The following is a 24,394-nucleotide window of genomic DNA, read 5'->3' on the forward strand; positions in this document are numbered from 1 at the left end:
GTCAGGCGCGGAGGACGCCGTCCAGCCACAGCACGGTGACCGGGAGTCCACGGGCCCGGGCATAGGCGACGATGTCCGCGGTTCCGCCCAGGCCGCGGGCCGGGCGGCCGTCCCAGACGGCGAAGAGATGATCGCAGCGCTCCACCAGGGCCTGACCGGCGGCGAGGAAGGCGTGCTCGCTGGGCTCCGGGTAGGGCATAGTGATCACCGTCACTGCCGCTCGCCTGAGGTCCTCGAACCGCGCCCGGCTGTCGTCCGCGATCAGCGATCCGGCGTAGCCCTCGCACGGCAGCACCACCTCAAGGGTGCCGCCGGCCGCCAGGATCTGGGTGGCGAACAGCTGGTCAGCGCCATCGGCGAGGTTCGACACCCCGTGCAGCCGGGTCCCGGCGGGCAGCACCCGGCGCCAATGGTCCACCACGTGGTCGACGATGGCCGGCGGGAGAATTCGATGACCGGTGACACCGAATCGCACATCGACCTCCGTACCAGGGCTCGTCCAGCTCGAGCGCACCATGACGATACGGTCTCCCGCCTTTCTCATGGGGGCAGAGACAGGGCACAATCTGTCGTCGCCGTACGCGCCGACCGTCGGGGGACCTGCAATGACCTTCAATGGGTTTATTTCGTACAGTCATGCCGCGGACGGGCGGCTGGCTCCCGCCGTGCAGCGAGGTCTGCACAGGTTGGCCAAGCCCTGGCATCGACGGCGCGCCCTGTGGATCTTCCGAGATCAGACCGGTCTGGCGGTGACGCCGGGGCTATGGTCGTCGATCCAGACCGCGTTGGACGGCTCGGAGTACTTCGTGCTGCTCTCCTGTCCCGAGGCCGCGCAGTCGCACTGGGTGAACAAGGAGATCGAGCACTGGATCGCGACGAAGTCGGCGGATCGGATCCTGCCGGTGGTGACCGACGGTGAGTGGGAGTGGGATCGGGAGCGTCACGACTTCACCGAGGACTCGACGGCGGTGCCCGAGGCGCTGCGGGGGGTGTTCGCCGAGGAGCCGCTGTTCCTGGATCTGCGGTGGGCGCGCGGCAGCGAGCATCTGAGCCTGCAGCATTCCCGTTTCCGGGACGCGATCGCCCAGCTGGCGGCGCCGATGCACGGGGTGAGCAAGGACGAGCTGGAGGGTGAGGACGTCCGGCAGCATCGCCGGGCCCGCCGGCTGCGGTCCGGTGCGGTGGCGACGTTGGTGGTGCTGACCTTGCTGGCGGCGCTGACCAGTGTGTCGGCGGTGCGTAACTCGGAGCGGGCGACGGCCGCGGCGGCGGAGGCGTTGCGTCAGCAGCAGGCGGCGGAGACGCAGCGCAGCAGCGCCGAGCGGTCCGCCGAGGAGGCGAGCCGGCAGCAGGCGGAGGCGAGCCGGCAGCAGGAGGCGGCGCGCGAGCAGCAGGCCCTGGCGACGGCCGCGGCGGCCGAGGCGGAGCGGTCGGAGCGGCTGGCGCAGGAGGGGCAGCGGCTGGCGGACCAGGCGAAGGCCGAGGCACGGCGACAGCAGCGGATCGCCGATCAGGCGGCGAGGCGGACCCGGGAACAACAGCGGCTGGCGAACGAGGCCGCGCAGCGGGCGCAGGACCTGGAGCAGGAGGCGCAGCGGCTGGAGGCGGAGGCCCAGCGGCTGGCGAAGATCGCCGAGGAGAACCGGCGCGCGGCCGAGAAGGCGGCTGAGGAAGCCGCCAAGCAGCAGGCCAAGGCGGACCACCAGCAGCGGATCGCGATCAGTCGGCGGCTGACCAGTCAGGCCAAGGCGACGATCGTCAGCGAACCGAAGACGGCCCTGATGCTGGGGGCGGCCGCCCAGGCGCTCCTGCCCGACATCGAGACCCGCGGGGAAGTCACCAGCCTCGTCACAGCGACGAGCTACGCCGGCAGGATCCCAGACGTGACATCGGCCGAGTACGGGCCGGACGGCGTCCTGGCGGTCGTCGGCCTCGACCGCAGGGTGGTGCTGTGGAACGTGACCGACCCGACGAATCCGGCCCGGATCGGCACGCTCAGCGATCCGGTCACGACAGACGCCTCCCTGACGTTCAGCCCGGACGGGCGGACCCTGGCCGTTGTCGACCAGGAGGTGGCGGTCCTGTGGGACGTGGCCGACCGCTCCCATCCGGTCCGGCTCGTCGTGCTGCCGAGCGACGAGTACCCGCACCTGGTGGCGTTCAGCAGGGACGGGACCACCCTCGCCGTGGGCAACGGCTTGGGGACCACGAACCTGTATGACCTGGCCGACCGGTCCCGGCCCGAGCAGCTCGGCACGTACGTCATGCCCCACTCGACGCGCATTGCCCAGGTGAAGGACCTTGTGTTCAGCCCGGACGGACGCACTTTGTTCGTGAACCAGAGCGTAGACGTGGCCGTCGTGGATGTGACCGATCGGGCCGACCCCTTCAGTGTCCGCACAATCCCCAGCGTGGGCGGAACCACGATCGCGCTCGATCCATCCGGGTCGACACTGGCGATCGGGGGCGGGGGCAACAAGGTGTCTCTGCTCGACCTGAGGCATCGGGCTACCGCCCGGATCATGCAAGATCAGCCTGTGCCGCCGACCTTTCCCCCCGAGGACCCGGACCCCGGGGACACGGACCCGGACGACCCGTCGTTCCTGGCGCTGCGCGGCCTTGCCACTCTCAGCACGCTCGAGTACAGCGCGGACGGACATTATCTGGCCGCCGTCGGCCACAACACGGGTATGGCGATGGTGTGGGACATGACCGGCGGGACGAAGCCCACGCTGGTCAGCACCGTGCGGACCACCGGCCTGATCAACACGGTCTCCTTCGATCCGGACGGGGAAAGGCTGGTCACCGGCGACAGCTCCGAGACGGCGACCTTCTGGAGCATCAGGCCCTTCGGTGGTCCGGACCCGCTCGCCGCGCTCACCGTCTCCGCTGCTGCGCCGATTCGGGCGACGGCGCTGCGACCGGACGGACGTACCCTGGTCGCCGCCGGCTCCGACGGCAGGGCGAACTCCTGGCAAGTCAGCGACCCTGCCCGCCCGGTCCGGGACACCGACCTGACCATCCGCGGCGCAGATGTCAGGTCTGTGACGTTCAGCCCCGACGGCCGCATCGCGGCGGCCGTCGGACGGGATTCGCTGCTGACGCTGACGGATGTGAGCCGCCCGCAACAGCCGGTGGTGACTCTTGGCTCGGTCAGGCAGTCCGGAGCGAACGCGATGGCGTTCAGCCCGGACGGGCTCACCCTCGCCGTCGTCGCCGACTACACCAGGCTGCTGCTGTGGAACGTCACCGACCGTACCCGTCCCGCCCTGCTGTCCACGCTGAGCGGCGGCTTCGGACCCGCGGTGGCCTTCAGTCCGGACGGACGCACTCTGGCCACCGGCGGCTTCGATCCGGCCCTGACGCTGTGGGATGTGAGCGACCGCTCCGCACCCGCCCAGCTCGGCACGATGGCCGGCCACCGAGAAGCGGCGCTGTCGGTGGCTTTCAGCCCGGACGGGCGCACCCTGGCGAGCGGCAGCAAGGACAAGACAGCAATGCTGTGGAACGTCACCGACCGGGCCCATCCGCGCCGGAGTGCCACGCTGACCGACCACGGCCAGCCGGTGACCGCGGTGGCTTTCAGCCCGGACGGGCGCACCCTGGCGACCGGAGACAGCAGCGACGAACTGTTCCTGTGGAGCACCGCCAACCCGCTCGCACCGGTCCGGCTCGTCTCGATGCGCGGCCGCGGCAACACGGTGCAGGGGATGCTGTTCAAGCGCGACGGGCGCACCCTGGCCGTCGCCGCCAACGCCGACAGCTCGAGCGCGACCATCACGCTGTGGAATTACGCGGAGATGAACAGCATCGTCGCGGACCCGGCCAAATATGCCTGCGCGATGACCGGCCACGGCCTCGACACCGGCGAATGGGCCCACTACATTCCCGAGATCCCGTACCGGCGCACCTGTACCGGCTGACGGCGCGACGGTGCCGTAGTGGTCAGCGGATCACCCGGCCCGTCACCCATTGCCACAGCCAGCCCGACGGGACGGACCGTCCGGTCAGGACGTACTCGCTGACGGCGTGGTGGGTCATGGTGTCGAGCAGGTACCGGCGCGCCGAGGGCCTCCCGGCGAACAGAAGCTGGTCGCCGAGCGCCAGGGTGGCATCGCCGTCCGGGCCGAGGATGCACTCGGAGTCCCGTTGCAGCAGCAGCGGCACGGCGGCGAGGGGCCGGCTCCGGTCCTGAGGGCTCCTCAGCAGGTCCCCGAGCCGGCCGTCGCCCGCGCGCAGCCAGGACCCGAGCGCGGGCGCGTCGGTACCGGTCAGGGTGACCTTCCAGACGCTGCCGAGGCGCCGGCCGCACTGCTGCCGGAGGCGGTCGATGACCTCTGCCGCCCAGTCGTCACCGCGCGCCGGCATCTCCTGAAGGAAGCGCCACAGCAGCGGGGTACTCAACTGCGCGTAGATCTCCCGCGCCACCATCTCGGTCGGCACCAGCAACCGGTCGACGTCCATCGCCGCGAACAGCGGTGCGCTGGCGGGCCGGTTCTGCCGCGAGGCGATGAACAGCGCGGGGTTGATCCGGCGGGCCGCGACGATCAGGGACAGGTTCGTCGTGTCGTTGTCGGTGCCGGCCACGAAGCCCACCGCCCGCTCCAGGCCGGCGCGCGCCAGCACCGCGGGCTCGGACGCGTCGCCCACGACGATCGTGGTCCCCGCCGGGACGTCCGGCTTCAGGTCGATGATGATCACGTCCAGGCCCTCGGCGCGCAGGTCCTCGGTGAGCTTCCTGCCGAAGCGGCCGTAGCCGCACAGGACCCAGCCGCCCGCCGTCGGCAGCCGGCCCGGGTCGGGCAGATCGGCGCCCGGGCCGCTCTCCAGCCAGGACATCAGCCGGTACGACGCGGGTGAACGCAGTGCGAGCCCCAGGTGGTCGCCGAAGCGGTCGAACGGGTTGACGACCGCCGGCGAGCCGAAGGCACGCATCCGGTGCTCGATCGCCGGCGAGACGGTCCGGGCGACGACCGGCAGGTCCGGCCGTACCAGGGCGGCGGTCATCGCGACGACCAGGTTGACCTCGTCGTTGTCGGTGAGCGCCAGCACTCCCTCGCACCGGGGGTGTTCCAAACCGGCGACGGCCAGGGTGTGCGGATCGCCGGCGTCTCCGGCCAGCCCGGGTACGTCGGCGTGGTACGAGTCGACGTCGAGCGCGTTGACGCGTTCCCCGGACACGTCGAGCACGACGAAGCGCCGGCCGATGGCGTCCAGCGAGTGGCCGAGCAACTGCCCGGTCTGCCCGTACCCGACGATCAACAGGAACGGCTCGCGCAGCCGGCTCACCCTCCGGATGAAGCGTTGCAGCCCCAGCGCCTGCCGGAACGCCCGGTCCTGCATCAACGTGAGCAGCGACCCGATGGCGTACGCCCACCCGATCACCGTGAGGTAGATGGTGGCCATCACCCACAGCCGCTGTGCGTCGGTGAAAGGATGGGGGATCTCGCCGTACCCGATGGTGGTCGCCGTGTAGCTCATGAAGTAGAAGGCGTCGAAGAACCCCATCCGGGTGGGCTGCCCGGCGGCGTCCCGGCCGGGGATGAGGGTCAGGCCGAGCACGCTGACGGCGAAGATCGTGATCAGGACGATCAGCGGCGCCCGCATCCGGCGCAGGATCAGGAAGAAGACGGTGGACGACGTCTCCGCCACGGCCCCTCCCCCGTCACCGGCGCTGGAACGACACTGTCTCGATCACCAGGAGCACGACCGAGACGAGGTTGGCCAGCAGCGCGCCACCGGACAGCGACACCACGCTGGCCATCGCCGCCCCGTCGAGGCCGCTCGACGCGATCTGGGTGGCATACCCCCAGACCAGCGCGGCGGCGATCAGCTGAAGGTCGGCGACGAGGCTGGTGGCCAGGTGCACCGCGCCGATCTGGGTACGGTCGCCGAACTTCAGCACGGTCGCGATGAGGCTGACCACGATCGCGGCGAACAACTCATAGACGTTGTGCAACGACGGGTCGGACATGTCGCCGATGAAGAACCCGAAGTTGAGCGTCGCGGCCAGCAGCACGAAGAAGCCGAAGATCACCTTCTCGAGACTCATGCGCGGCTCCCGGGGTCGAAGACCCACGCTAGCCCGATTCTGTCACCCTCGCTGTAACCGGAGCCGGGCGCCGAACGTGTAACTCTGAGCGGCCGGGCCACCGGGCGTCACGGGAGGGAGGTGGCATCGTGGTCGATGTGCGCCATGCTCGGGACGTCGATCCCGGTCGGCCGTCCGAGGTGGACTTCGACGGCTTCTACGCCGCGCACATCCAGTCGCTGACGATCCAGCTCTACGCGTACACCGGTGATCTGCACAGCGCTCAGGACGTGGTGCAGGAGGCGTTCTGCCGCGCGCTGACCCGTTGGGAGCGGCTGTCCGCACTGGACGACCCCCTGGCCTGGGTGCGCCGGGTCGCCTGGAATCTGGCGACAAGTCAGTGGCGCCGTGCCCGCACCGCCGCGCTCTTCCTGCGTAAGCACCGCGTGGAGAATGTTCCTGAACCCGGCCCGGACCGGGTGGCGCTGGCCGGCGCGCTCGCGACCCTGCCCGCCCGGCATCGCCGGGTGGTGATCCTGCATTACCTCGCCGACCAGTCGGTGCGGGACATCGCGCACCAGCTCGGTGTGCCCGAGGGAACCGTCAAGGCGTGGCTGCATCGTGGCCGCGCGGCGCTGGCCGCCCGCCTCACCGAGACGGAGGACCAGGCATGACCAACCTCCAGCACGATCCGCTGGCCGCCGCCTTCGACGAGTTCCGCGGCCAGGCGGCCGCCCTGGTGAAGCCTGCCGGCGCCGACCGCACCCGGGAGAGCGTGCGCACCCGCAGGCGCAACCGGCGCGTCGTGATCGGGGCGCTGGCCGCCCTGGCCGTCGCGATCCCGCCGACTGCCGAGGCCGCGTTGAGCGGCGACCCGCACGGCCCGGTGACGGGCACTCCGGTGATCGTCCCGCAGGTCTCCGCCATGCCCTACTACGTCGGACCGGGCCAGAGCACCCATCCGTCGACGGAGGCTCCGGAGGGCGGCATCAGCGAGGCGGCGCTCTACTCGGCCGAGCTCGACCTGCCCGGGTGGCCTGCCGAGAAGAGCAACGCGAGATGCGCGAGCGGCCCGGTCCGGTTCCAGGACGGCGACACCGTGGTCGACGACGTCAATCTCTGGATCGCCGGGGTCTCGTACGCCGACATCGATCGGGACGGCCGGGCGGAGACGTTCGCTCGCATCTTCTGCACGATCGAACCGCACGACGTCATGTCGCAGGTCGTGGCGTTCGCGCCCGCGACCGGCGGCAAGGTCCGCACGATCGGCGCGGTTCTCGGGCAGACCGGCGACATCGTCGCCATCTGCGGTGTTCGCGCCGGCGCGAACGGCGCGGTCCAGATCGAGATCGCCGACTTCCCGGTGCCCTGGCGGTGCGCCGATCCCTCGTCGGCCGACGAACGGTACGTCACCCGGCAGTGGCTGACGTTCGCCTGGAACGGATCAGCCTTCGTCCAGCGGGGAACGGCGGCCGACACGACCAACCCGTACGCCACGGATCTCGAGCTGACCAGTACCGACCTCGTTCTGACCAGGCGAGCGAACGGCCACTACGTCGGCTCGATGACGTTGACGGTGCGCAATACCGGTAGCTCGGCAATCGCCTACAAGACGCAGACCGTCATCTCGGACGGCATGCGGTTGGTCGACCCGCCACAGGGTTGCGCCCTGGATCCGTCCTGGACCGGTGGTGGGATGGAGGACATCTTCTGCACCGGCGCCAAACTCGCCGGCGGCGCGACCCGGAAGGTTACGTTGAAGGTCGACTCACCGCGGCGCTACCGGATCGGCTTCGTTCCGGACACCAACGTGCTGCCGCTGGACGGCTACAACGACCCGAACGGGGCCAACGACCGGGCGGAACTCACCATCGAGTTCCGCGACTGACAAAAGGCGGCGCAGCATGACTGACACGGGCACGACGGCCCTCGACGACCGGCCTTTCGTCCGCACCGTGCGGGAGTACGCCGAGCGGGTGCTGCGCCCGGCCGCGCTGCGGACCGAGCGGTCGGGCGTCACCGCGGAGCGCATCGCGGAGCTGCGCGAGCTCGGCCTGCTCAACCACCTCGCCCCCACCGGGTACGGCGGCAAGGAGCTGGACCGCGACGCCGACCGCCGGATCCACGAGATCATCGCGGCGGCCTGCTTCAACACCTGGCTGGTGTGGGCACAGCACGCCGCCCTGACCGCCCGGCTACCGCGGGATCCCCTGCCGCCGCTGGGCCGCCGGGCGCTCACCGGCGAGATCCCGCTCGGTGCCGGCATCAGCGACGTACGCGCCTTCCCCAAGCGCTACATCGCGGCCCGGCGCGTCGACGGCGGATGGGTCTTCAGCGGGACCATCTCCTGGGTCAGCGGCTGGGGCCTGCACGAGGCGCTGACGGTCGCCGCGGTCGAGCGGCACACCGAGACGGTCGTGACCGCCCTGGTGCGGGTCGGCAGTCACAGCCGCGCGGCCGCTCCGCTCGAGCTGGCCGCCGTGGCCGGCAGCCGGACCGAGCGGGTGATCCTCGACGACGCTTTCGTCCCCGACGATCACGTGATCTCCCGGCGGACGCTGGAGCAGACCAGGTTCGACGACATCGCCGCCGCGGCCGACGCGCGCGGCCACCACTTCGGACTCGCCGAGGCGGTCCTGCGTGAGCTGGCGGAGAGCACCGACCCGGCCGTCCAGGCGGTCGCCACCGCCTGGCGCCCGCGGGTGGCGCGCATCCGCGAGACGGCCTACGCCCTCGCCGACGAGGCGGCCGCCAACGGCGGTGGGCCGCACCGCCTCCAGGAGCGGCTGGACACGAAGGTCGCCAGCGGCGAGGCGCTCGCCACGCTCACCCGTGCGCTTGTCGTCGCGCGCGCCGGCCGGGGCCTCGCCGGGGACGACACCGCGCAGCTGCATGCCCGCTCCGCCCTGTTCATCCTGGTCCAAGGTCAGAGCGCCGACGTCCGCCGCGCACAGCTGACCCGCCTCGCACACGGCTGAGTCAGCCGCGGTTCTGGCGGTCGGGGACCGTTGTTACGGGTCGGGTTGTCCGCGGGGAGTTCTAGCCGGTAGGAGGTCAGCGGCCGGCCATGGTCAGGGCCGCGTCGATGATCGAGCCGGTGTCGATGCCGTGCAGGCGGTACGCGTCGGCGAGGCCCGAGGACTGGCCGAACGTGGTGACGCCGAGGTTGCGGATCCGGTCACCGCGGGCCGCCGCGAGGAAGGCCAGCGTGTGCGGATGCCCGTCGAGGACCGTGACCAGCGGCGCGGGGTGCTCCGCGGGGAACAGCTCGCTCAGGATGCCCCCGCCGAGCCCGGCGTCCCGGCTGTCCCGCTGCTGCAACGAGCGGAACACCAGGTCGGGACTCGTCAGGCAGACGACGCCTGCCCTGACGCCGGCCGCGGCCAGGGTGTTCGCGGCCGCGATGACCTCGGGCATGATCGCGCCGACCCCGACGAGGGTGACGTCCTCGTCCTGCGGGAGGTGGGCGGCGGGCAGCCGGTAGCCGCCGGCGACGGCCTGCCGGCGGCGGCGGTCGCGCAGAGACGGTTCCTCCGGCACCTGGGCGCCGGCCGGGTCGAGGGGCCGGGTGGAGAGCCGGAAGTAGGCGGACGTGCCGCCCTCGATGCCGACCTGGCTCATAGCGTGGAGGAAGCACCACTCCAGGTCCTGCGCGAACGCCGGTTCCCAGGCGACGCAGCCGGGCTGCTCCAGCCCGATCGACGGGGTGGTGATGGACTGGTGCGCGCCGCCCTCCGGCGCCAGGGTCACCCCGGACGGGGTGCCGACCAGGATCGACTGGCCGCCGGCGTAGATGCCGTATGACCAGGGTTCCAGGGCTCGGGAGACGAACGGGTCGTAGATGGTGGCGATGGGAATGAGCCGCTCACCCCAGCGCGACCAGGTCACGCCGAGCTCGCCGAGCAGCGACACGAGGTTGACCTCGGCGATGCCCAGCTCGATGTGCTGACCCTTGCCGTGCTCCTGCCAGCGCAGCACACGTTCGGCGTCGTCGGCGAACCAGTCGTGCCGGTTCTCCTCCACCGACCACACGCCGGTCTTGTTGATCCAGCCGCCCAGGTTGGTGGAGGAGGCGACGTCCGGTGAGCAGGTGACGACCCGGGCGGCGGCCTCGGGGGCGTCGCGGGGCAGGTCGGCCAGGAGGCGGCCGAGGGCGGCCTGGGTGCTGATCGGCTTGCGGTAGCCGTGGCCGAGCTGTGCCGGTACCGGGACGGGCGCGGTCGGTGCGGTGGGCTCGCGGCGCAGGGCGGTGCCGCGTTCCTGGCAGAGCCGGCCGGCGGCGGTGTGCGGCTCGAAGCGGTGCCAGGGTGACTCGCGGTCCATGCCGGAGACGGCGGCGAGTGCGTCCATCTGTGCGGCGGAGAGCAGCGCGGAGTGGTTGTTGGGGTGCCCCTCCGTCGGCAGGCCGCGGCCCTTGACGGTGTACGCGAAGACCACGGACGGGCGGTCCTGGTCGACGCCGCCGAACGTGTCGACGAGCAACCCCAGGTCGTGGCCGCCGAGGTCGCGGACGGCGGCGGCGAGGTCGGCGGGCGCGATCTCGTCCAGCAGGGCCTTGAGTGCCGGGGTGTCGGCGGTGTCCTCGCCGCCGGCGAGGATGCGTTCGGCGATCTGTGCGGGGTCGACCCGCAGCATGCGCTGGTACTCCTCGTTGGGCATCGCCTCGAGGCGGGCGCGCAGCGCCGGGCCGCCGGGGCGTTCGAACAGCCGCGAGATGACGCGTCCCCATTTGAGGATCACGACCTGCCAGCCGGCGGCGGCGAACATGCCCTGGAGTTTGGCGATCTGGATGTCGGGGACGACGCGGTCCAGGGACTGGCGGTTGAGGTCGACCACCCAGAGCAGTTCGCCCATCTTGGCGACCGCCGGGTCCATCACCGCTTCCCAGATCGCTCCCTCGTCGAGTTCGGCGTCGCCGAGCAGGCTGACGAAACGGCCGCCGGCGGGCACGTCGGGGAACCGGGCCGCGACGTAGCGGTGTGCCATCGCCGCCCACAGCGCGGCGGTCGCCCCGATGCCGACGGAACCGGTGGAGAAGTCGACGGTGCCGGGGTCCTTGAGCCGGGACGGGTACGACTGAAGGCCGCCCTTGGCGCGCAGCATCGGCAGGTAGGACTCGTCGAGGTCGTCCAGCAGGTAGTTGATGGCGTGCAGCACGGGCGAGGCGTGCGGTTTGACCGACACCCGGTCCCGGCTGGTCAGCTCGGCGAACCACAGGGCGACCATGATGTCGACCATCGAGGCGCTGGAGGCCTGGTGGCCGCCGACCTTGACCCCGGAGTCGTTGGGCCGCCCGGCGTTGGCGGCGTCCACGATCGACGCGGCGAGCCACAGCACGCGGCGGGCGATCACCCGCAGGACCTCGACACCGGGAGCGGCGGTGGACGTGTCGTTCATCGGTCTCTCCGAGGTCGGTCTAGCGGGCCGAGAGAACAGGGGTGCGGGCCGCGGCGAGGGCCTGGTCGAGGTCCTCGACGAGGTCGTCGACGTGCTCCAGGCCGATCGAGAGGCGCACCACGCCGGCCGAGGGCCGAGCCTCCGGGGCGACGGGGCGGTGCGTCAAAGCCGCCGGGTGCTGGATCAAGGAGTCTACGCCGCCGAGGGATACGGCGTGCGTGAACAGCCTGGTGCGGGCGGTGATGCGCCCGGCCGCTTCAAAGCCGTCGCGCAGCGCAAGGGAGATCATCGCGCCGGTGCCGCGCATCTGCCGGTTCAGCAGGCCACGCGGGTCGCCGTCGAGGCCGGGGTAGAAGACGCGTTCGACGGCCGGGTGCTCCGCCAGCCACTCGGCGATACGGACCGCGTTGTCCTGCTGTGCGCGTACCCGAATGGGCAGGGTTGTCAGGCCGCGGTGCAGCAGGTAGGCGCCCAGCGGGTGGAGCAGGCCGCCGGTGACGGCGCGGACCTGGCGCAGCCGGGACGCGGTCTCCTCGCCGCAGGCGATGACGCCGGCGACGACGTCGCCGTGACCGCCGAGGTACTTGGTCGCGCTGTGCAGGGCCATCGCGGCGCCGAGGGTGACCGGGTTCTGGAGGACCGGGGTCGCGAAGGTGTTGTCGACGAGCACCGGGACGGTGCCGGCCTGCGCGACGACGGCCGCGATGTCGACCAGGTCCAGGGTGGGGTTGGCCGGGGTCTCCAGGATGACCAGGCCGGTGTCGGGGCGGACGGCGCCGGCGACGCCGGCCTCTTCGCAGAAGGTCACCTCCGCGCCGAGCAGGCCGGTGGCGAGCAGGTGGTCGGTGCCGCCGTAGAGCGGGCGGACGGCCACCACGTGGCGCCGGCCGATCATTGTCGTGTGCGCCAGGATCGCGGCGGTCATCGCGGCCATTCCCGAGCCGAACGCGACGGCGGTGTCGGCCCGCTCCAGCCGCGCCAGCGCCGACTCGAACCGGGCGACGGTCGGGTTCCAGAGCCGGGCGTAGACCGCGCCGCCGTCCGGCAGGGGGTAGCCGCCGGTGGCCATGCTCTCGTAGGACTCGCCGCCGCGCAGGATGTCCGGCAGCGGGTTCGTCGACGACAGGTCGAGGGGCAGGGCGTGTACGCCGAGCGCGGTGAGGTCCTCACGGCCGGCGTGCACGGCAACCGAATCGCTGTGCATGCCGCCAGACTTACGGAAGACGCAGCTTTTTCATAGACTCATTGTGAATTCCACAGCCCTGCTGGCTGATCCCGTGTTTTCGAGGAAACGACGAGCGTGTGGGGGCCGATCACCTTGGGGAAACCGCAACTCGATCAGGTGGACCGGCTGCTGCTCGGCACGCTGTCCACGGACGCCGACGTGAGCAACAAGACGCTCGCCGCCCGGCTCGGGCTGGCCGAGTCGACCTGCGCCTACCGGGTCCGGGCGCTGCGCGAGGCCGGCATCATCACCGGCACCCGGGCCCAGCTCGACCTGGCCCTGCTGGGATACCCCCTCCAAGCGATCATCATGGTCCGGCTGGGCAGCCACACCATGACAAACGTCAACCAGCTGTACGACGCACTGGTCAGCGCGCCGGGCGTCATCCAGGCCTTCCACGTGGCCGGCGCCGACGACTTCTACCTGCACGTCGCCGTCGAGAACGCCGAGGCGCTGCGCGACTTCGTGCTCCAGCACGTCACCAGCCACCGGGTGGTGCGCCAGACCGAGACGCACCTGGTCTTCGAGGTGCGCGGCGGCGCGGGGGTGCTCGCGACGTAGGATGGCTGGTGCCTTTCACCGCAGGTCATCCGGCCGCCGTGCTCCCGTTCGTCCGCCGCGGCCTGCCTGCCTCCGCCCTGGTCATCGGCTCCATGACACCCGACCTGACGATGCTGGTTCCGGTCGCCGCGGTGATCCATTTCGCGCACACGTCGCTGGGGCTGATCACCGTCGACCTGGTGCTCGGCACCGGCGCCTTCGCGCTGTGGCAGGCGCTGTTCGGCCCGGCCGTGGTCGCCATCTCGCCGGCGTTCCTGGCCACCCGGCTGCCCGGCGACGTCCCCCGCGGGCTCGCGTATCACCTCGGGTCCGGCGGGCGGGTCCTGCGCGTGCTCGTCGCGGTGCTGATCGGCGCCGCGACCCACATCGCCTGGGACAGCATCACCCACGACTGGATGTGGGGCACCCAGCATGTCCCCTGGCTGGAGGCGCGGCACGGCCCGCTGCTGGGCTGGGAGTGGATGCTGCGCTTCAGCGACGTCGCCGCGACCGTGATCATCCTCGCGTGGGTCGTCCACTGGTGGCGCGGCGCACCCGTGCGCGCCGGGGTCGACGTGCCGCCGCTGCGTACCCGCGTGCTCGCCTGGTCGGCGATCCTCTGCCCGGCGGTCGCGGGCTTCCTGTACGGGCTGCTCACCGACTCGCTGTTCATCGGGTTCTCCCGGGGCGCGGCGCTGGGCGCCGTCGGCCTCGTCGCCGTCGCCGCGGTCTGGTCGGCACGCAGGCGGGTGGCCGCCTGAAGTTGCGGTCATGGGCGGGCGGGGACACGGTAGGGCCAGCGATCAGCGTCGATCAGCAGGGAGGCCCGCATGCGCCGGATCCGAGGGACGAGCCTGGCCTGCCTGGTCGCGGTCGTGGCGGCCGCCGGTGCCGTCGCGCCGCCGGCGTCCGCGGACGCCTCTGGCGCCGGGCTGTCGGAGCAGCGGCGCCTGGCCGACCGGCGGTTCGTGGCGACCGGTGACCGCGCCTACGAGGTCGGCGCCGAGGACGGCCGCTATCCGGCGACGGGCTGGCACATCCGCGGCGAGATGGGCGGCTTCTGGAGCCCGCCGATCAAGCTGCTCGACGGCCTGTGGTTCGCCGTCGACGGTCAGTGGCTGAGCGCGGAGCGGTTCACCAGCGGCGCCGGCTTCGTCGAGATGGAGCTGGCCGGTCCCGGAGGGCTGCGGGTCCGGCGTACCGACGTGGTGCCGGACGGCGGCCGGGCGGCGCTGGTCGGGCTCAGCTTCCCCGGCCCCGCACGGCGGGTCGCGCTGTCGGTGGACGCGCACTCTGAGCTGCTCTCCGCGTACCCGTGGGGGTGGACGACGCCCAGCCAGGAGACCGCCAACCTGGCCGATACCGGTGGGTTCGACGGGCGGAATCTGGTGTTCCGGGAGTCGGCCGACGGTGAGCGGCCGCACGAGTACGCCGCCGTGGTCGGCAGCGAGCTGGCACCGGACGGCCACGCGCTCGGCGCCGGCCACCGCGGGCCGCAGGAGCCCGCCGTGGTGTGCCCGCCGGCCGATCCGGCGCCGCCGCGCTGCGACGACGGGCCGTTCGGCCGGGGCACCGGCGGCCGGCTCACCTACACGCTGGACGTGCCGCGCGGCGGGCGCACTGTCTGGTTCGCGGTGGCCGGCTCGGACGACGGGGTCGCGGCGGCCACCGCCGAGTCGCGGTCCGCCCTGCGCGACCCGGGCCGCGCCCTGGCACGCAAGCTCGCCGGCCGGGCGGACCTCGCCGCGCGTACCCGGGTGGACCTGCCCGGCGACCGGCTGTTGCAGCGCAGCGTGGAGTGGTCCAAGCAGAATCTCGCCGATTCCGTGCAGGAGGCGCGCGGCCTGGACGTGTTCGCCAGCCGGGAGGGCACGCGGTTCCCGCCGCCGGCCGGCACCGTCGATGTGGCGCGGTGGGTCGGCGCCGGATGGCCGGACTATCCGTGGATCTTCGCGACCGACGCGGAGTACACCGCGTTCGCCTCGGTGGCGGCCGGGCAGTTCGAGCCGATCAAGGCGCACCTGCGGGCGCTGCGCGACATCAGCGAGATAGTCAACGGCGGGTCCGGCAAGGTGGTGCACGAGGTCACCCCGGACGGGCAGGTCTACTTCGGCGCGAACGACGACCCGGGCAACACCGACGAGAGCGCCAAGTTCCCCAGCACGGTGGCGCTGATCTGGCGGTGGACCGGCGACGACGCGTTCCGGGACGAGATGTACGACGCCGCGGTGCGCGCCATGCGGTACGTGACCGCGCTCGACGCCGACGCCGACGGCTGGCCCGAGGGGCTGGGCAACGTGGAGCGGCCGGGCATGGGCGGGGAGAAGCTCGACGTGGCGGTCTACACCGTCCGCGGGCTGCGGGACCTGGCCGACCTGGCCGCGTCCCGCGGCGATCGGGCGGTCGCCGGCTGGGCGAGCGCGCAGGCCGGGCGGCGCGAGCGGGCCTTCGAGCGGACCTGGTGGTACGGCGGCGACGCCGCCGCCTACGCCGACTCGCTGAGCGATCCGGGCGATGTCGCGGTGTTCCAGCGGCACTGGACCGGGCTCACCCCGATGGAGGCCGAGCTGCCCGGCGGGCCGCTCGCCGCACCCGGCAACGCGCGCCTCGCGCTGGCGCAGCGGGAACGGGACTGCTACACGGGCGAGTTCGGCCTCTTCCACACCGGCAGCGGGCCGACCAGCGCGCCGGCCGGGAACACCGGCCCTTCCTGCGACAGCGTGGTGTCCGCCGTGCCGGCCGAGTGGGCGACGTTCTCGCTCAACACCGCGGTGGCGGCCGTCGCCGAGGGCAACTACGGCCGGCTCGGGCCGCAACGCCGCTACACCACCGGCAACGCCCGCATCCAGCTCGACCCGGCCGTCTGGGAGATGCCCGGCGCGATGCCGGAGGTGGCGCCGTCGCCGGACTTCGTCGCCAACATCGAGCGGGACTTCCTGGGCCGGTCCAGCGTGCTGCAAGCCTGGGGCGCGTACGGCGTGCTCTGGCCGGTGGTGCGCCAGCAGCTCGGCGTCGATCCGGACGTGGGCCGCGGCCGGCTGTCGGTGGTGCCGGCGCTGCCGCCCGGCCAAGAGCGCATCGCCGGGCACGACATCCGGCTCGGCACCGGATCGCTCGACGTGACGGCGACCCGGACCGCGCACGCGCTCACCGTCTCGGTGCGCGCGGCGCTGCGGGCCGAACTCACCCTCGGCGCGGTGCTGCCGGCCGGCGCCACCGTCGCGGGGGTACGCCTGGACGGGCGGCCCGCGGCGTACCGGCAACGGACCACCGCACGCGGCGGCGAGGTCCTGCTCGCCGCCGGCACCGGCGGACGGCACACGCTGGAGGTGCGGCTGCGCTGACCGGGCCCCCGTTCGGGTGACCGAGATCCGGGTCGATTCTTGGGATGATGGTGCGCATGGCGGCCCGGGCGACACTGGATTCGGTCCGCATCGTCCAGCAGGGCGCGGAGCTGCACGTTCACGGCTGGGCCGCGGGGACCGAGGGGCTCGGACCGGTGGCGTACCGGGACACCCCGGGTAGGTGGGCCGAGGCCGCGCGCGGCGACGCGCAGCCGCCGCTGGACGCGGTCGCGGTCGCCCTGGTCTGTTGCGGACTGTCCCTCGTGGTGGCCTGGTCGTTCGTGCCCGGGCTGGGCCAGGGCGCCTTCCTCGGCGGCGCCGTCGTCACCCTGCTGGCCTGCGCCGTCCTGGTCTGGCTGCGCCTGCGGGCCACCGGCTCCGCCCGGCGGGCCCGCGCCCGGCTCCGGCAGACCGGCGACGTCTACCGGCTGACCGGCGCCGGCGAGCAGCAGCGGCTCCGCAAGCTCCTGGAGACCGTCGAGAGCCTTGACGCCATCCTGGTGGACCTGCACCGGTTCCAGGTCGGCGGCCGGCGGCCGATGGTTGACCTGGCCGAGCTGCAACGGGCCGCCGCCCGCGCCCTGCTGACCGTGGCGGCGCAGCTGAGCATCCTCCAGTCCATCGGCGCCGAACGGCGCAAGACCCGCACCACGGCGCAGCGCCTGCGGGCCATCGATCCGGGCCTGCGCGCGAAGCTCGGCCAGGCCGACGCCGCGCTGGCCCGCAGCATGAAGCTGGTCGAGGACGAGATGAAGCCGGTGGTCCGGGACCTCAAGCAGATGACGGCCCTGGCCGGCGACATGCTCGACACCTGGCGCTACCAGCTGCGGCGACGGGCCGAGGAGGAGCACGCACACCGGGTGCTGCGCGATGCCTGGACCGTGCTGGACGGCTCGGCCGACCAGCGGGAGTCGGCCGCGGACAGCGACTGGCGCAGCGAGATCATGGCGACGATGCAGGCACTGAGGGCGCTCATCGACCAGTACGGCCCGGACTTCCTCCCTCCGCCCGACCACGCGTGAGCAGGGTGGCGATCCGGTCGGCGACGGTCTCGGCGGAGTTGACCTCCGTGGTGGTGCGGCCCCGGGTGGTGGCGACCGCGATGGCGATGTCCCGGCCGGGCAGGTAGGTCTGCACGGCGGAGTACCCGGCGAACGACGGTGTCTGCTGGATCCAGCCGTTCTCGACGACGACGCCGAGCCCGAAGTGGCGGTCCTGGCTCTGGTGCACGCAGATCGTCGCCGGGCAGGTACCGGTCCGTTCGCCGAGGCCGACAGTGCCCGGGTCGAGCTGGGTGCGCAGGGCGCGGGCGGAGATGAGGCGGCCGGTGCCGACGGCCCGCGCGGAGGCGCCCAGGTCGCAGATGTCCGAGGTCAGGACGGCGCCCGCGGCGGTGGTCCACGACGGGTTCCAGTAGGTCGAGTCCTCGAACCGGCCGCGCTCGATGGTGTATCCGTGCAGCACCGGGCCCGGGATGTACGCGGTGTCCGCGCCGACGGTCGACCGGAGGCCGAGCGGGTTCAGCACCCGCTGCCGGAGCAGCCTTCCCACATCGGTGCCGGTGACGCGTTCGAGGACCTGGCCGAGGATGACGAAGTTGGCGTGCGAGTAGCTCCAGTTGGTGCCGGGCGTGTACCACGCGGGGCGGGCCAGGGCGAGGTCGATGAGCTCGCGCTCGCTCCAGTGCCGGAACGGGTCGGCGTAGAGCCGGGCGACGAACGGCGGGTAGCTCTCGTAGTCGGGATATCCGGACGTGCTGCTGCCCAGCATGCGCAGCGTGACCTTGTCGGCGTGGGGCAGCGACGGCAGCCAGCGCGCGATCGGGTCGTCGAGCGTCACGGTGCCCTCGTCGACAAGTTGCAGCAGCACGACGTTCAGGTACGCGATGGCGACCGCCCCGATGCGGAAGCGCATGTCCGTGGTCGCCGGCACCCCGGCCATCGACTCGCCGACGGCGGCGGTCACCACCTCACGCCCGCCGACCGTCACCCGGACCAGGGCCGCGCTGAGGCCGAGCTCCCGCCGGGTCGACCGGGCGATGTCCACGATCGCCGCGGCGGTGCCGCGCGGGCTCGCGGTCGCCGCGCATCCGGCCGGCCGTACGCCGGCGCCGGCCGGGGTGACCCAGCACGTGGCCGCCGCCAGAACGGTGACCGTCAGTACGGACAAGGCTACTCGTCGCATTTATTCACTTTATCGGAGTTTTGCCCGAATCTGACCGCGACGGCCATCTCATCTCCTGTACCCGGTGGCGGCCCGGCCGATGAGGGGTCTGACGAAATTCAGCTCCGGAAAGGGAACAGGCGTGCGCTTCGGTCGTGCAGGTGTTGGTAGGCGGCTCGGTGCCGCGTTCTCCGTGCTCATGGCACTGATGATCGTCGCCGCGGGCGTGGGCTGGTGGGCGATGGCGCGCCAGCAGCAGGCCCAGCAGGACCTCACCGACCTCCAGTCGGTGCAGCAGGACGTGAAGCTCGCCGAGTACCAGATGGCGGACATCTCCGGCTGGCAGGGGCTGGTCGTCGCCGACGTCGCCACCTACGGGCCGGCCGTTGGCCTGGGCAAGGACAGCTTCAACCGCACGGAGGAGCTCCACGCCAAGGACGCGCTGTACGAGAGCTTCAAGAAGGCGCACACCGCGCACATGACCCCCGCCGAGCAGGCACTGTACGCCAAGCTCAAGCCCGCGTGGGACGACTTCTTCGCCTGGGACGAGAAGATCATGGCGTGGATCGGCGACGACAGCCGGGCCGGCCGGGTCAAGGCGATGGACGCCATCAACGACGGCCCCGCGGCCGAGTCGCTCGGCACCATCTACGACACGACCACCGCCCTCGGCAAGTCCGTCGACAAGCGCATGGAGACCGCCCGCAAGGAGAGCAAGGACGCGCAGCGCCTGGGCCAGTACGCCCTCGGCGGCGCGCTGCTCGTCGCGCTGGCTCTGGCCGTCGCGCTGAGCATCCTGGTCACCCGGTCCGTGGTCCGGCCGCTGTCGGTCGTCGTCAGCGCGCTCGGCCGGCTCGCCAAGGGCGACCTCACCGCCAAGGTCGACGTCCGGAGCAAGGACCAGCTCGGCAGGCTCGGCGACGCGCTGAACGAGACAATCGACTCGCTGCGCGACACGGTAGGCGCCGTCTCCGGGCACGCCGACTCGCTCGCCGTCGCCTCCGACGACCTGTCCCGGGTGTCCGAGCGGATCGCCACGTCGGCCGACGAGACCAGCGCGCAGGCACAGGAGGTCACCCGGGCCGCGACCCAGGTGTCGGCGAACGTCAATACGGTGGCCGCGGGAAGCTCCGAGATGGGCACCGCGATCCGCGAGATCGCGCAGAACGCCGGCGAGGCCGCCGCCGTCGCGGCCGAGGCGGTCCGCGTGGCACAGGCGACGAACGAGACGGTCGGCAAGCTCGGCACCTCCTCGGCCGAGGTGGGCAACGTCGTCAAGCTGATCAACGCGATCGCGGAGCAGACCAACCTGCTCGCGCTCAACGCCACGATCGAGGCCGCCCGGGCCGGCGAGGCCGGCAAGGGCTTCGCGGTCGTCGCCAGCGAGGTCAAGGACCTCGCGCAGGAGACCGCGAAGGCGACCGGTGACATCTCGCAGCGGGTGGACGCGATCCAGGCCGACACGGCGAGCGCGGTGGAGGCGATCGAGCGGATCGCCGAGATCATCGAGCGGATCAGCGGGTACCAGACCCTGATCGCCGCCTCGGTCGAGGAGCAGACCGCCACCACCGGCGAGATGGGCCGCAACGTCGCCGAGGCCGCCGACAGCAGCCGGGACATCGCGACCACGATCGCCGCCGTCGCGCAGGCCGCGGAGATCACCACGGCGGGCGTGGGTCAGTCGCAGCAGTCCGCTGCGGACCTCGCCCGGATGGGCGGGGAACTGCGGGCCATCGTCGCCCGCTTCCAGCTGATCTGACCGGACCCGCACGCCGGTACGTGATGTCGCGTACTGGCGTGCGGCCGGTGTTCCGGGCAGCATGGCGTGCGTGTCCCAGCCGTCACCGCTCCTCGCCGCCCGGCAGCACGCCCAGGCGCTCGCCGCCTCCGGCGATCTCGGCCAGGCGCGTGCCGCGCTCGAGCACGCCGTCGACCTGGGCCGCGCCAACCTCGGCGAGGACGATCCCGACGTGCTCGCCACCGCGCAGCAGCTCGCCGCGGTGCAGCGGCAGGCCGGCGACCCGTCCGGCGCGCGGCGGGTGCTGGAGGAGGCGCACGCCGCCGGGCAGTGGCGCCTCGGCGACACCGACCCGGTGATGCTCGGGATCTCGTTCGACCTCGGCGTGGTGGCCGAGGAGATGGAGAACCGGCACGAGGCCCGGCGTGCCTTCACCCGGGTGGCCGCGCACGGCCCGGCCGTGCTCGGCGCGGATCACTGGGCCGTCGTCCGCGCGCGCTCCTATCTGGGGGAAGACCCTCCGACGGTACGCATGGAGGTGCCCGCCGCCGAGCAGCACCGGTTCCAGGTACCGCCGCAGCAATTCCCGGCGCCCGCGCCGCGGCATTTCCCGGCGCCCGCGCCGCGGCATTTCCCGGCGCCCGCGGCGGACCGTTACGAGCCGGTCCACTTCGAGCAGAGCCGCCATGATCATGGGCAGCGGCCCATGCCGCCGGTCACCTCGGCGCCCCCAGCCGCACCCGCACCGGCAAAGGCCGACGAATCGGCGTACACAAGAAGGGCGCCGGCCCTCTTCGCGGCGATCGCCGCGGTCCTCGGGGTGATCATCGCCGTGGTCGCGCTGGTGGTCGTCCTCGCCGATCGAGGTGACGATCCGGACACCGATGTGCCAACTCTCAGCGGCCCCGCCCCTACCGATGTGCGCATGCGTGACTACGGATCGTCGGTACGGCTGTTCTGGAGCGATCCGGCCAACGGCCGCGCGTCGTTCGTCGTGACCGGCAGCCAGACCGGCGAACAGCTCCGGCCGATGGGGAACGTCGGGCCGGGCACGACGTCGTTCGACCTCAATGGACTCAACGCTGACCTGGACTATTGCTTCGCGATCGTGGCCGTCTACAGCACCACCCAGTTCTCCACCTCGCCTCAGACCTGCACCAGTCGATCGAAGAAATCGAAGGCGCCGTCGCCCGGCGCACGATGATCACTCTCGGCGATCTTCATAATCCACAAACGTGACTGGCGGGTGTCCACAACAACCCGCGTCCCCCTATGATGGCCTGCGTCCTACGGGCAAACGGGGAGGTAAGCAGGCCGTGGCAGGTGCAGATGTCGTGGTGCAGCAGCCCAGACGCCGTTGGCGCAGCCGCGGCGGCCTCGTCACCATAGGCACCGTCCTGAGCCTCGTCATCGGCCTCGGCCTCACCGTCCTGGGCCTCGGCGCCGCCGATCAGGCGGTCGCGAGCTTCGATGCCGCCTCCTGGGTCTGGAGCCGGACCCAGGGCGAGGTCGCCCGCATCAACGGCGTCACCGCCCGCGTCGACACCCGCGTCGACGTGCCCAAGGCCCGCGGCCACGAGCTGCTGGTCACGCAGAACGACCGGTTCGTGATCCTGCGCGACCAGCAGACCGGCGTGATCAGCTCGATGGACCTCGCCACCCTCCAGGTCTTCGTGCGGCAGACGATGACGGCCGGCATCGGCGTCAGCGTCGCACTGCACGAGGACTCCGCCTTCGTCATCGACGCCGTGCAGGGCGAGGTGCGCCAGCTCGACCCGCGCCAGCTGACCCCGATCGGACAGTCCCTGCGCTTCCCGCCCGGCATCACCGGCGGGGTCTTCGACGGCGAGGGCCGACTGTGGATCGCCGCGCCCAGCGAGGGCACGGTCACCGCGATCAAGGCCGCTCCCCTGCCGGACGGCTCGGCCGGCGCCGGCGGCGGCGACCAGACCGTGGCCGGCCCGACCCGGGTGCGCACCGACCCGGTCGCGCCGGCGAGCCACGACCTGGCCATCTCCACCCTCGAGGACGGCGTCGCGGTGCTCAACCGCACCACCAACGCGCTGACCACGATCCGCGACGACCGCAAGGCCGTCACCCCCCTGCCGCTGGCCGGCCCGGGAACGCTGCCCGCGCACACCGACGGCGCCGTCGTGCCGGTCACCGTCCCCGACGCCCGCCACGTCTACGCCGTGCGCGACGCCGCGCCGGTCGCGGACTTCGCGGTGCCCGGCGACGGCGCCGCGCTACAGCCCGCCGTCGCGTGGAAGGGCTACTTCTACGTCGCCGACGAGTCCACCGGCGCGGTGCACGTCTTCGACACCGCCGGCCGCGAGCAGACGGGCATCGGCTTCAAGACACCGGGCCCGCTCGAGCTCGAGGTCCGGGAGAACTACCTGTTCATCAACGCGCCGGGCTCCTCGACCGCCCGCGTCGTCGACGACGCGCACCGGGTGCGCGTCGTCGACAAGTACGCCGACGACGTCCTCGGTGGAGACCCGCCGCCCACCCCGCCGGACCCGCCGCCCCCGCCGAAGCCGAAGAAGCCGCCGGTCAGCGAGCCGGGCGCGCCGCGCGGCGTGCGCGCCGCCGCCGGCAACGCCGAGGCCCGGGTGACCTGGCAGGCCGCGGCCCCCAACGGCGCCGCGATCACCAGGTACGTGGTCGAGGGCGCGGGGCAGACGTTCCAGGTCGGCGCCAACCAGCGCGCCCTCAACGTCACCGGCCTGACCAACGGCGAGACCTACAAGTTCGCCGTGCACGCGGTCAACAAGAAGGGCGACGGCCCGGCCCGCACCAGCAACTCGGTGCGGCCGACGGCCGAGGTGCCGGACCCGCCGGCCTCCGCCGCCGCCGAGGCGAAACCGGACGGCACCGTCCGGGTCACCTGGCCGGCCGCGAACGGCCAGGGCCTCGACATCGTCCGCTACGCGGTGACCGCCGTCAGCGACGGCACGTCGGCACCGATCGGCGAGGCCAAGGGCGACACCGGACTGACCATCAAGGACGGCGAGCTCGACTACGGCAAGCAGTACGCGTTCACCGTGGTGGCGATCAACGAGCGCGGCGCCGGCTCCAAGGCCTCGCCGGTCAGCAACAGCGTGGTGCCGTTCGCCAAGCCGGGCCGCCCGGAAAACATCGACGCGGCGACCGTCAGCGACCAGGCCGGCGCGATCAAGGTGACCTGGGCCGCGCCGGCGGAGAACGGCCGGCCCATCACCAAGTACGTGGTGGCGGCGGGCGGCAGGTCGACCGACGTCACCGACGGCACCGGGGTGACCCTTACCGGGTTCGGCACCGGCGAGAGCATCGCCGTCGAGGTGCGTGCCGTCAACGAGGCCGGAGACGGCGAGGCCGCGACGGCGACCGCCCGGACGCTGCCGAAGCCGGTCGTGACGCTCACCGACACCTCGGCGACGTTCAACACCGCGACCGTGAGCTTCAGCGTCGAGGCCGGCGGCGCGGCGCCGACCTGCACGGTGAAGGCCTCGGGCGGCGGCTCCGCGACCGGCAGCTGCTCCAGCCTCAAGGTGACCGGCCTGAAGCCGAGCACGGACTACACCCTCACGGTGACCGCGAAGACCGCCGCGGGCACCAGCGACGCGAAGTCCCGGGCGCAGCAGACCAGCGCGCTCTACGGCACCGCGACCTGCCGCAACGGCGAGAATGGCGACACTGCCACCTACTGCAACGAGGACCGCCCCGGGCGCAACGGCAACGAGATCTTCAGCGTCACCCGGCAGGACAACGGCAGTCAGGTGGGCTGGGCGGAGCCGGGCACCCGGCTGGAGGCGTACTGCAAGAAAAAGGGTGACTCCATCGACTCCTACATCTACAACAGCCACAAGGAGTCCGACTGGTGGATCCAGGTGAACTACTCCGGCAAGAACTACATCCCGTTCGCGTGGCTCAACCTCGACGGCGGCGACGACGTCAACGACCTGCCCACCTGCTGA

General features: G+C 72.2%; 17 protein-coding genes. 11 read left to right on the plus strand and 6 right to left on the minus strand.

The window, feature by feature from the left end; genetic code table 11:
• Position 1: 1 nt before the first annotated feature.
• Positions 2-475 (minus strand): hypothetical protein, encoded by a 474-nt coding sequence (locus BJ971_RS28300; RefSeq protein ID WP_239087846.1) that lies wholly within the window; start codon positions 473-475, stop codon positions 2-4.
• Here BJ971_RS28300 and BJ971_RS28305 point away from each other — a divergent pair.
• Positions 459-3,923, plus strand: coding sequence for a TIR domain-containing protein (locus BJ971_RS28305; RefSeq protein WP_184996230.1), 3,465 nt, complete (start codon positions 459-461; stop codon positions 3,921-3,923). The two genes, BJ971_RS28300 and BJ971_RS28305, sit on opposite strands and share 17 nt — an antisense overlap.
• A 22-nt stretch (positions 3,924-3,945) precedes the next feature.
• Here the strand turns inward: BJ971_RS28305 and BJ971_RS28310 are convergent, their stop codons facing one another.
• Both BJ971_RS28310 and BJ971_RS28315 read right to left on the minus strand, forming a co-directional pair.
• Positions 3,946-5,652: a potassium channel family protein gene (locus BJ971_RS28310; RefSeq protein ID WP_203709729.1), complete on the minus strand. Its 1,707-nt coding sequence runs from the start codon at positions 5,650-5,652 to the stop codon at positions 3,946-3,948.
• Between the two features lie 13 nt (positions 5,653-5,665).
• Complete coding sequence (locus BJ971_RS28315; RefSeq protein ID WP_184996231.1) at positions 5,666-6,052, minus strand: DUF6394 family protein; 387 nt, start codon at positions 6,050-6,052, stop codon at positions 5,666-5,668.
• 128 nt (positions 6,053-6,180) lie between these two features.
• On the opposite strand from BJ971_RS28315, the gene BJ971_RS28320 reads away from it, so the two are divergent.
• From BJ971_RS28320 to BJ971_RS28330, 3 genes are read left to right on the plus strand one after another with little or no spacing between them, the layout of a single operon-like run.
• Entirely contained in the window at positions 6,181-6,705 is a 525-nt protein-coding gene (locus BJ971_RS28320; protein WP_239087847.1) for a SigE family RNA polymerase sigma factor, read from the plus strand.
• A complete protein-coding gene (locus BJ971_RS28325) occupies positions 6,702-7,919 on the plus strand; it encodes a hypothetical protein (RefSeq protein ID WP_184996232.1) in 1,218 nt (405 codons plus the stop codon). The genes BJ971_RS28320 and BJ971_RS28325 overlap by 4 nt, the downstream gene beginning before the upstream one ends.
• Positions 7,920-7,935: 16 nt before the next feature.
• Complete coding sequence (locus BJ971_RS28330; RefSeq protein ID WP_184996233.1) at positions 7,936-9,009, plus strand: acyl-CoA dehydrogenase family protein; 1,074 nt, start codon at positions 7,936-7,938, stop codon at positions 9,007-9,009.
• 76 nt (positions 9,010-9,085) lie between these two features.
• Here the strand turns inward: BJ971_RS28330 and BJ971_RS28335 are convergent, their stop codons facing one another.
• Both BJ971_RS28335 and BJ971_RS28340 read right to left on the minus strand, forming a co-directional pair.
• A complete protein-coding gene (locus tag BJ971_RS28335) occupies positions 9,086-11,428 on the minus strand; it encodes a thiamine pyrophosphate-binding protein (RefSeq protein ID WP_184996234.1) in 2,343 nt (780 codons plus the stop codon).
• Positions 11,429-11,447: 19 nt separating this feature from the next.
• The gene (locus BJ971_RS28340; RefSeq protein WP_184996235.1) at positions 11,448-12,632 is read right to left on the minus strand and encodes a trans-sulfuration enzyme family protein; all 1,185 of its coding nucleotides are present in this window, start codon (positions 12,630-12,632) and stop codon (positions 11,448-11,450) included.
• 138 nt (positions 12,633-12,770) lie between these two features.
• Here BJ971_RS28340 and BJ971_RS28345 point away from each other — a divergent pair, with 138 nt between their 5' ends.
• From BJ971_RS28345 to BJ971_RS28360, 4 genes are all read left to right on the plus strand, one after another.
• Positions 12,771-13,214, plus strand: coding sequence for an Lrp/AsnC family transcriptional regulator (locus BJ971_RS28345; protein WP_221478851.1), 444 nt, complete (start codon positions 12,771-12,773; stop codon positions 13,212-13,214).
• Between the two features lie 8 nt (positions 13,215-13,222).
• Complete coding sequence (locus BJ971_RS28350; RefSeq protein ID WP_184996237.1) at positions 13,223-13,954, plus strand: DUF4184 family protein; 732 nt, start codon at positions 13,223-13,225, stop codon at positions 13,952-13,954.
• 69 nt (positions 13,955-14,023) lie between these two features.
• Complete coding sequence (locus BJ971_RS28355) at positions 14,024-16,537, plus strand: glucosidase family protein (protein ID WP_221478852.1); 2,514 nt, start codon at positions 14,024-14,026, stop codon at positions 16,535-16,537.
• Positions 16,538-16,593: 56 nt separating this feature from the next.
• A complete protein-coding gene (locus tag BJ971_RS28360) occupies positions 16,594-17,559 on the plus strand; it encodes a hypothetical protein (RefSeq protein WP_184996238.1) in 966 nt (321 codons plus the stop codon).
• Here the strand turns inward: BJ971_RS28360 and BJ971_RS28365 are convergent.
• Positions 17,510-18,721: a serine hydrolase domain-containing protein gene (locus tag BJ971_RS28365; RefSeq protein WP_184996239.1), complete on the minus strand. Its 1,212-nt coding sequence runs from the start codon at positions 18,719-18,721 to the stop codon at positions 17,510-17,512. The two genes, BJ971_RS28360 and BJ971_RS28365, sit on opposite strands and share 50 nt — an antisense overlap.
• Positions 18,722-18,899: 178 nt before the next feature.
• Between BJ971_RS28365 and BJ971_RS28370 the strand changes: the two genes are divergently transcribed.
• From BJ971_RS28370 to BJ971_RS28380, 3 genes are all read left to right on the plus strand, one after another.
• Positions 18,900-20,459, plus strand: coding sequence for a methyl-accepting chemotaxis protein (locus BJ971_RS28370; RefSeq protein WP_239087850.1), 1,560 nt, complete (start codon positions 18,900-18,902; stop codon positions 20,457-20,459).
• A gap of 70 nt (positions 20,460-20,529) precedes the next feature.
• Positions 20,530-21,642 carry a fibronectin type III domain-containing protein gene (locus tag BJ971_RS28375; protein WP_184996241.1) on the plus strand — a complete coding sequence of 371 codons (1,113 nt, stop codon included), beginning with the start codon at positions 20,530-20,532 and terminating at the stop codon, positions 21,640-21,642.
• A 112-nt stretch (positions 21,643-21,754) separates the two neighbouring features.
• Positions 21,755-24,394, plus strand: a complete 2,640-nt coding sequence (locus BJ971_RS28380; RefSeq protein ID WP_239087848.1) for a fibronectin type III domain-containing protein — start codon at positions 21,755-21,757, stop codon at positions 24,392-24,394.

Source organism: Amorphoplanes digitatis (genome assembly GCF_014205335.1).
GTDB classification, from domain to species: Bacteria; Actinomycetota; Actinomycetes; order Mycobacteriales; family Micromonosporaceae; genus Actinoplanes; species Actinoplanes digitatus.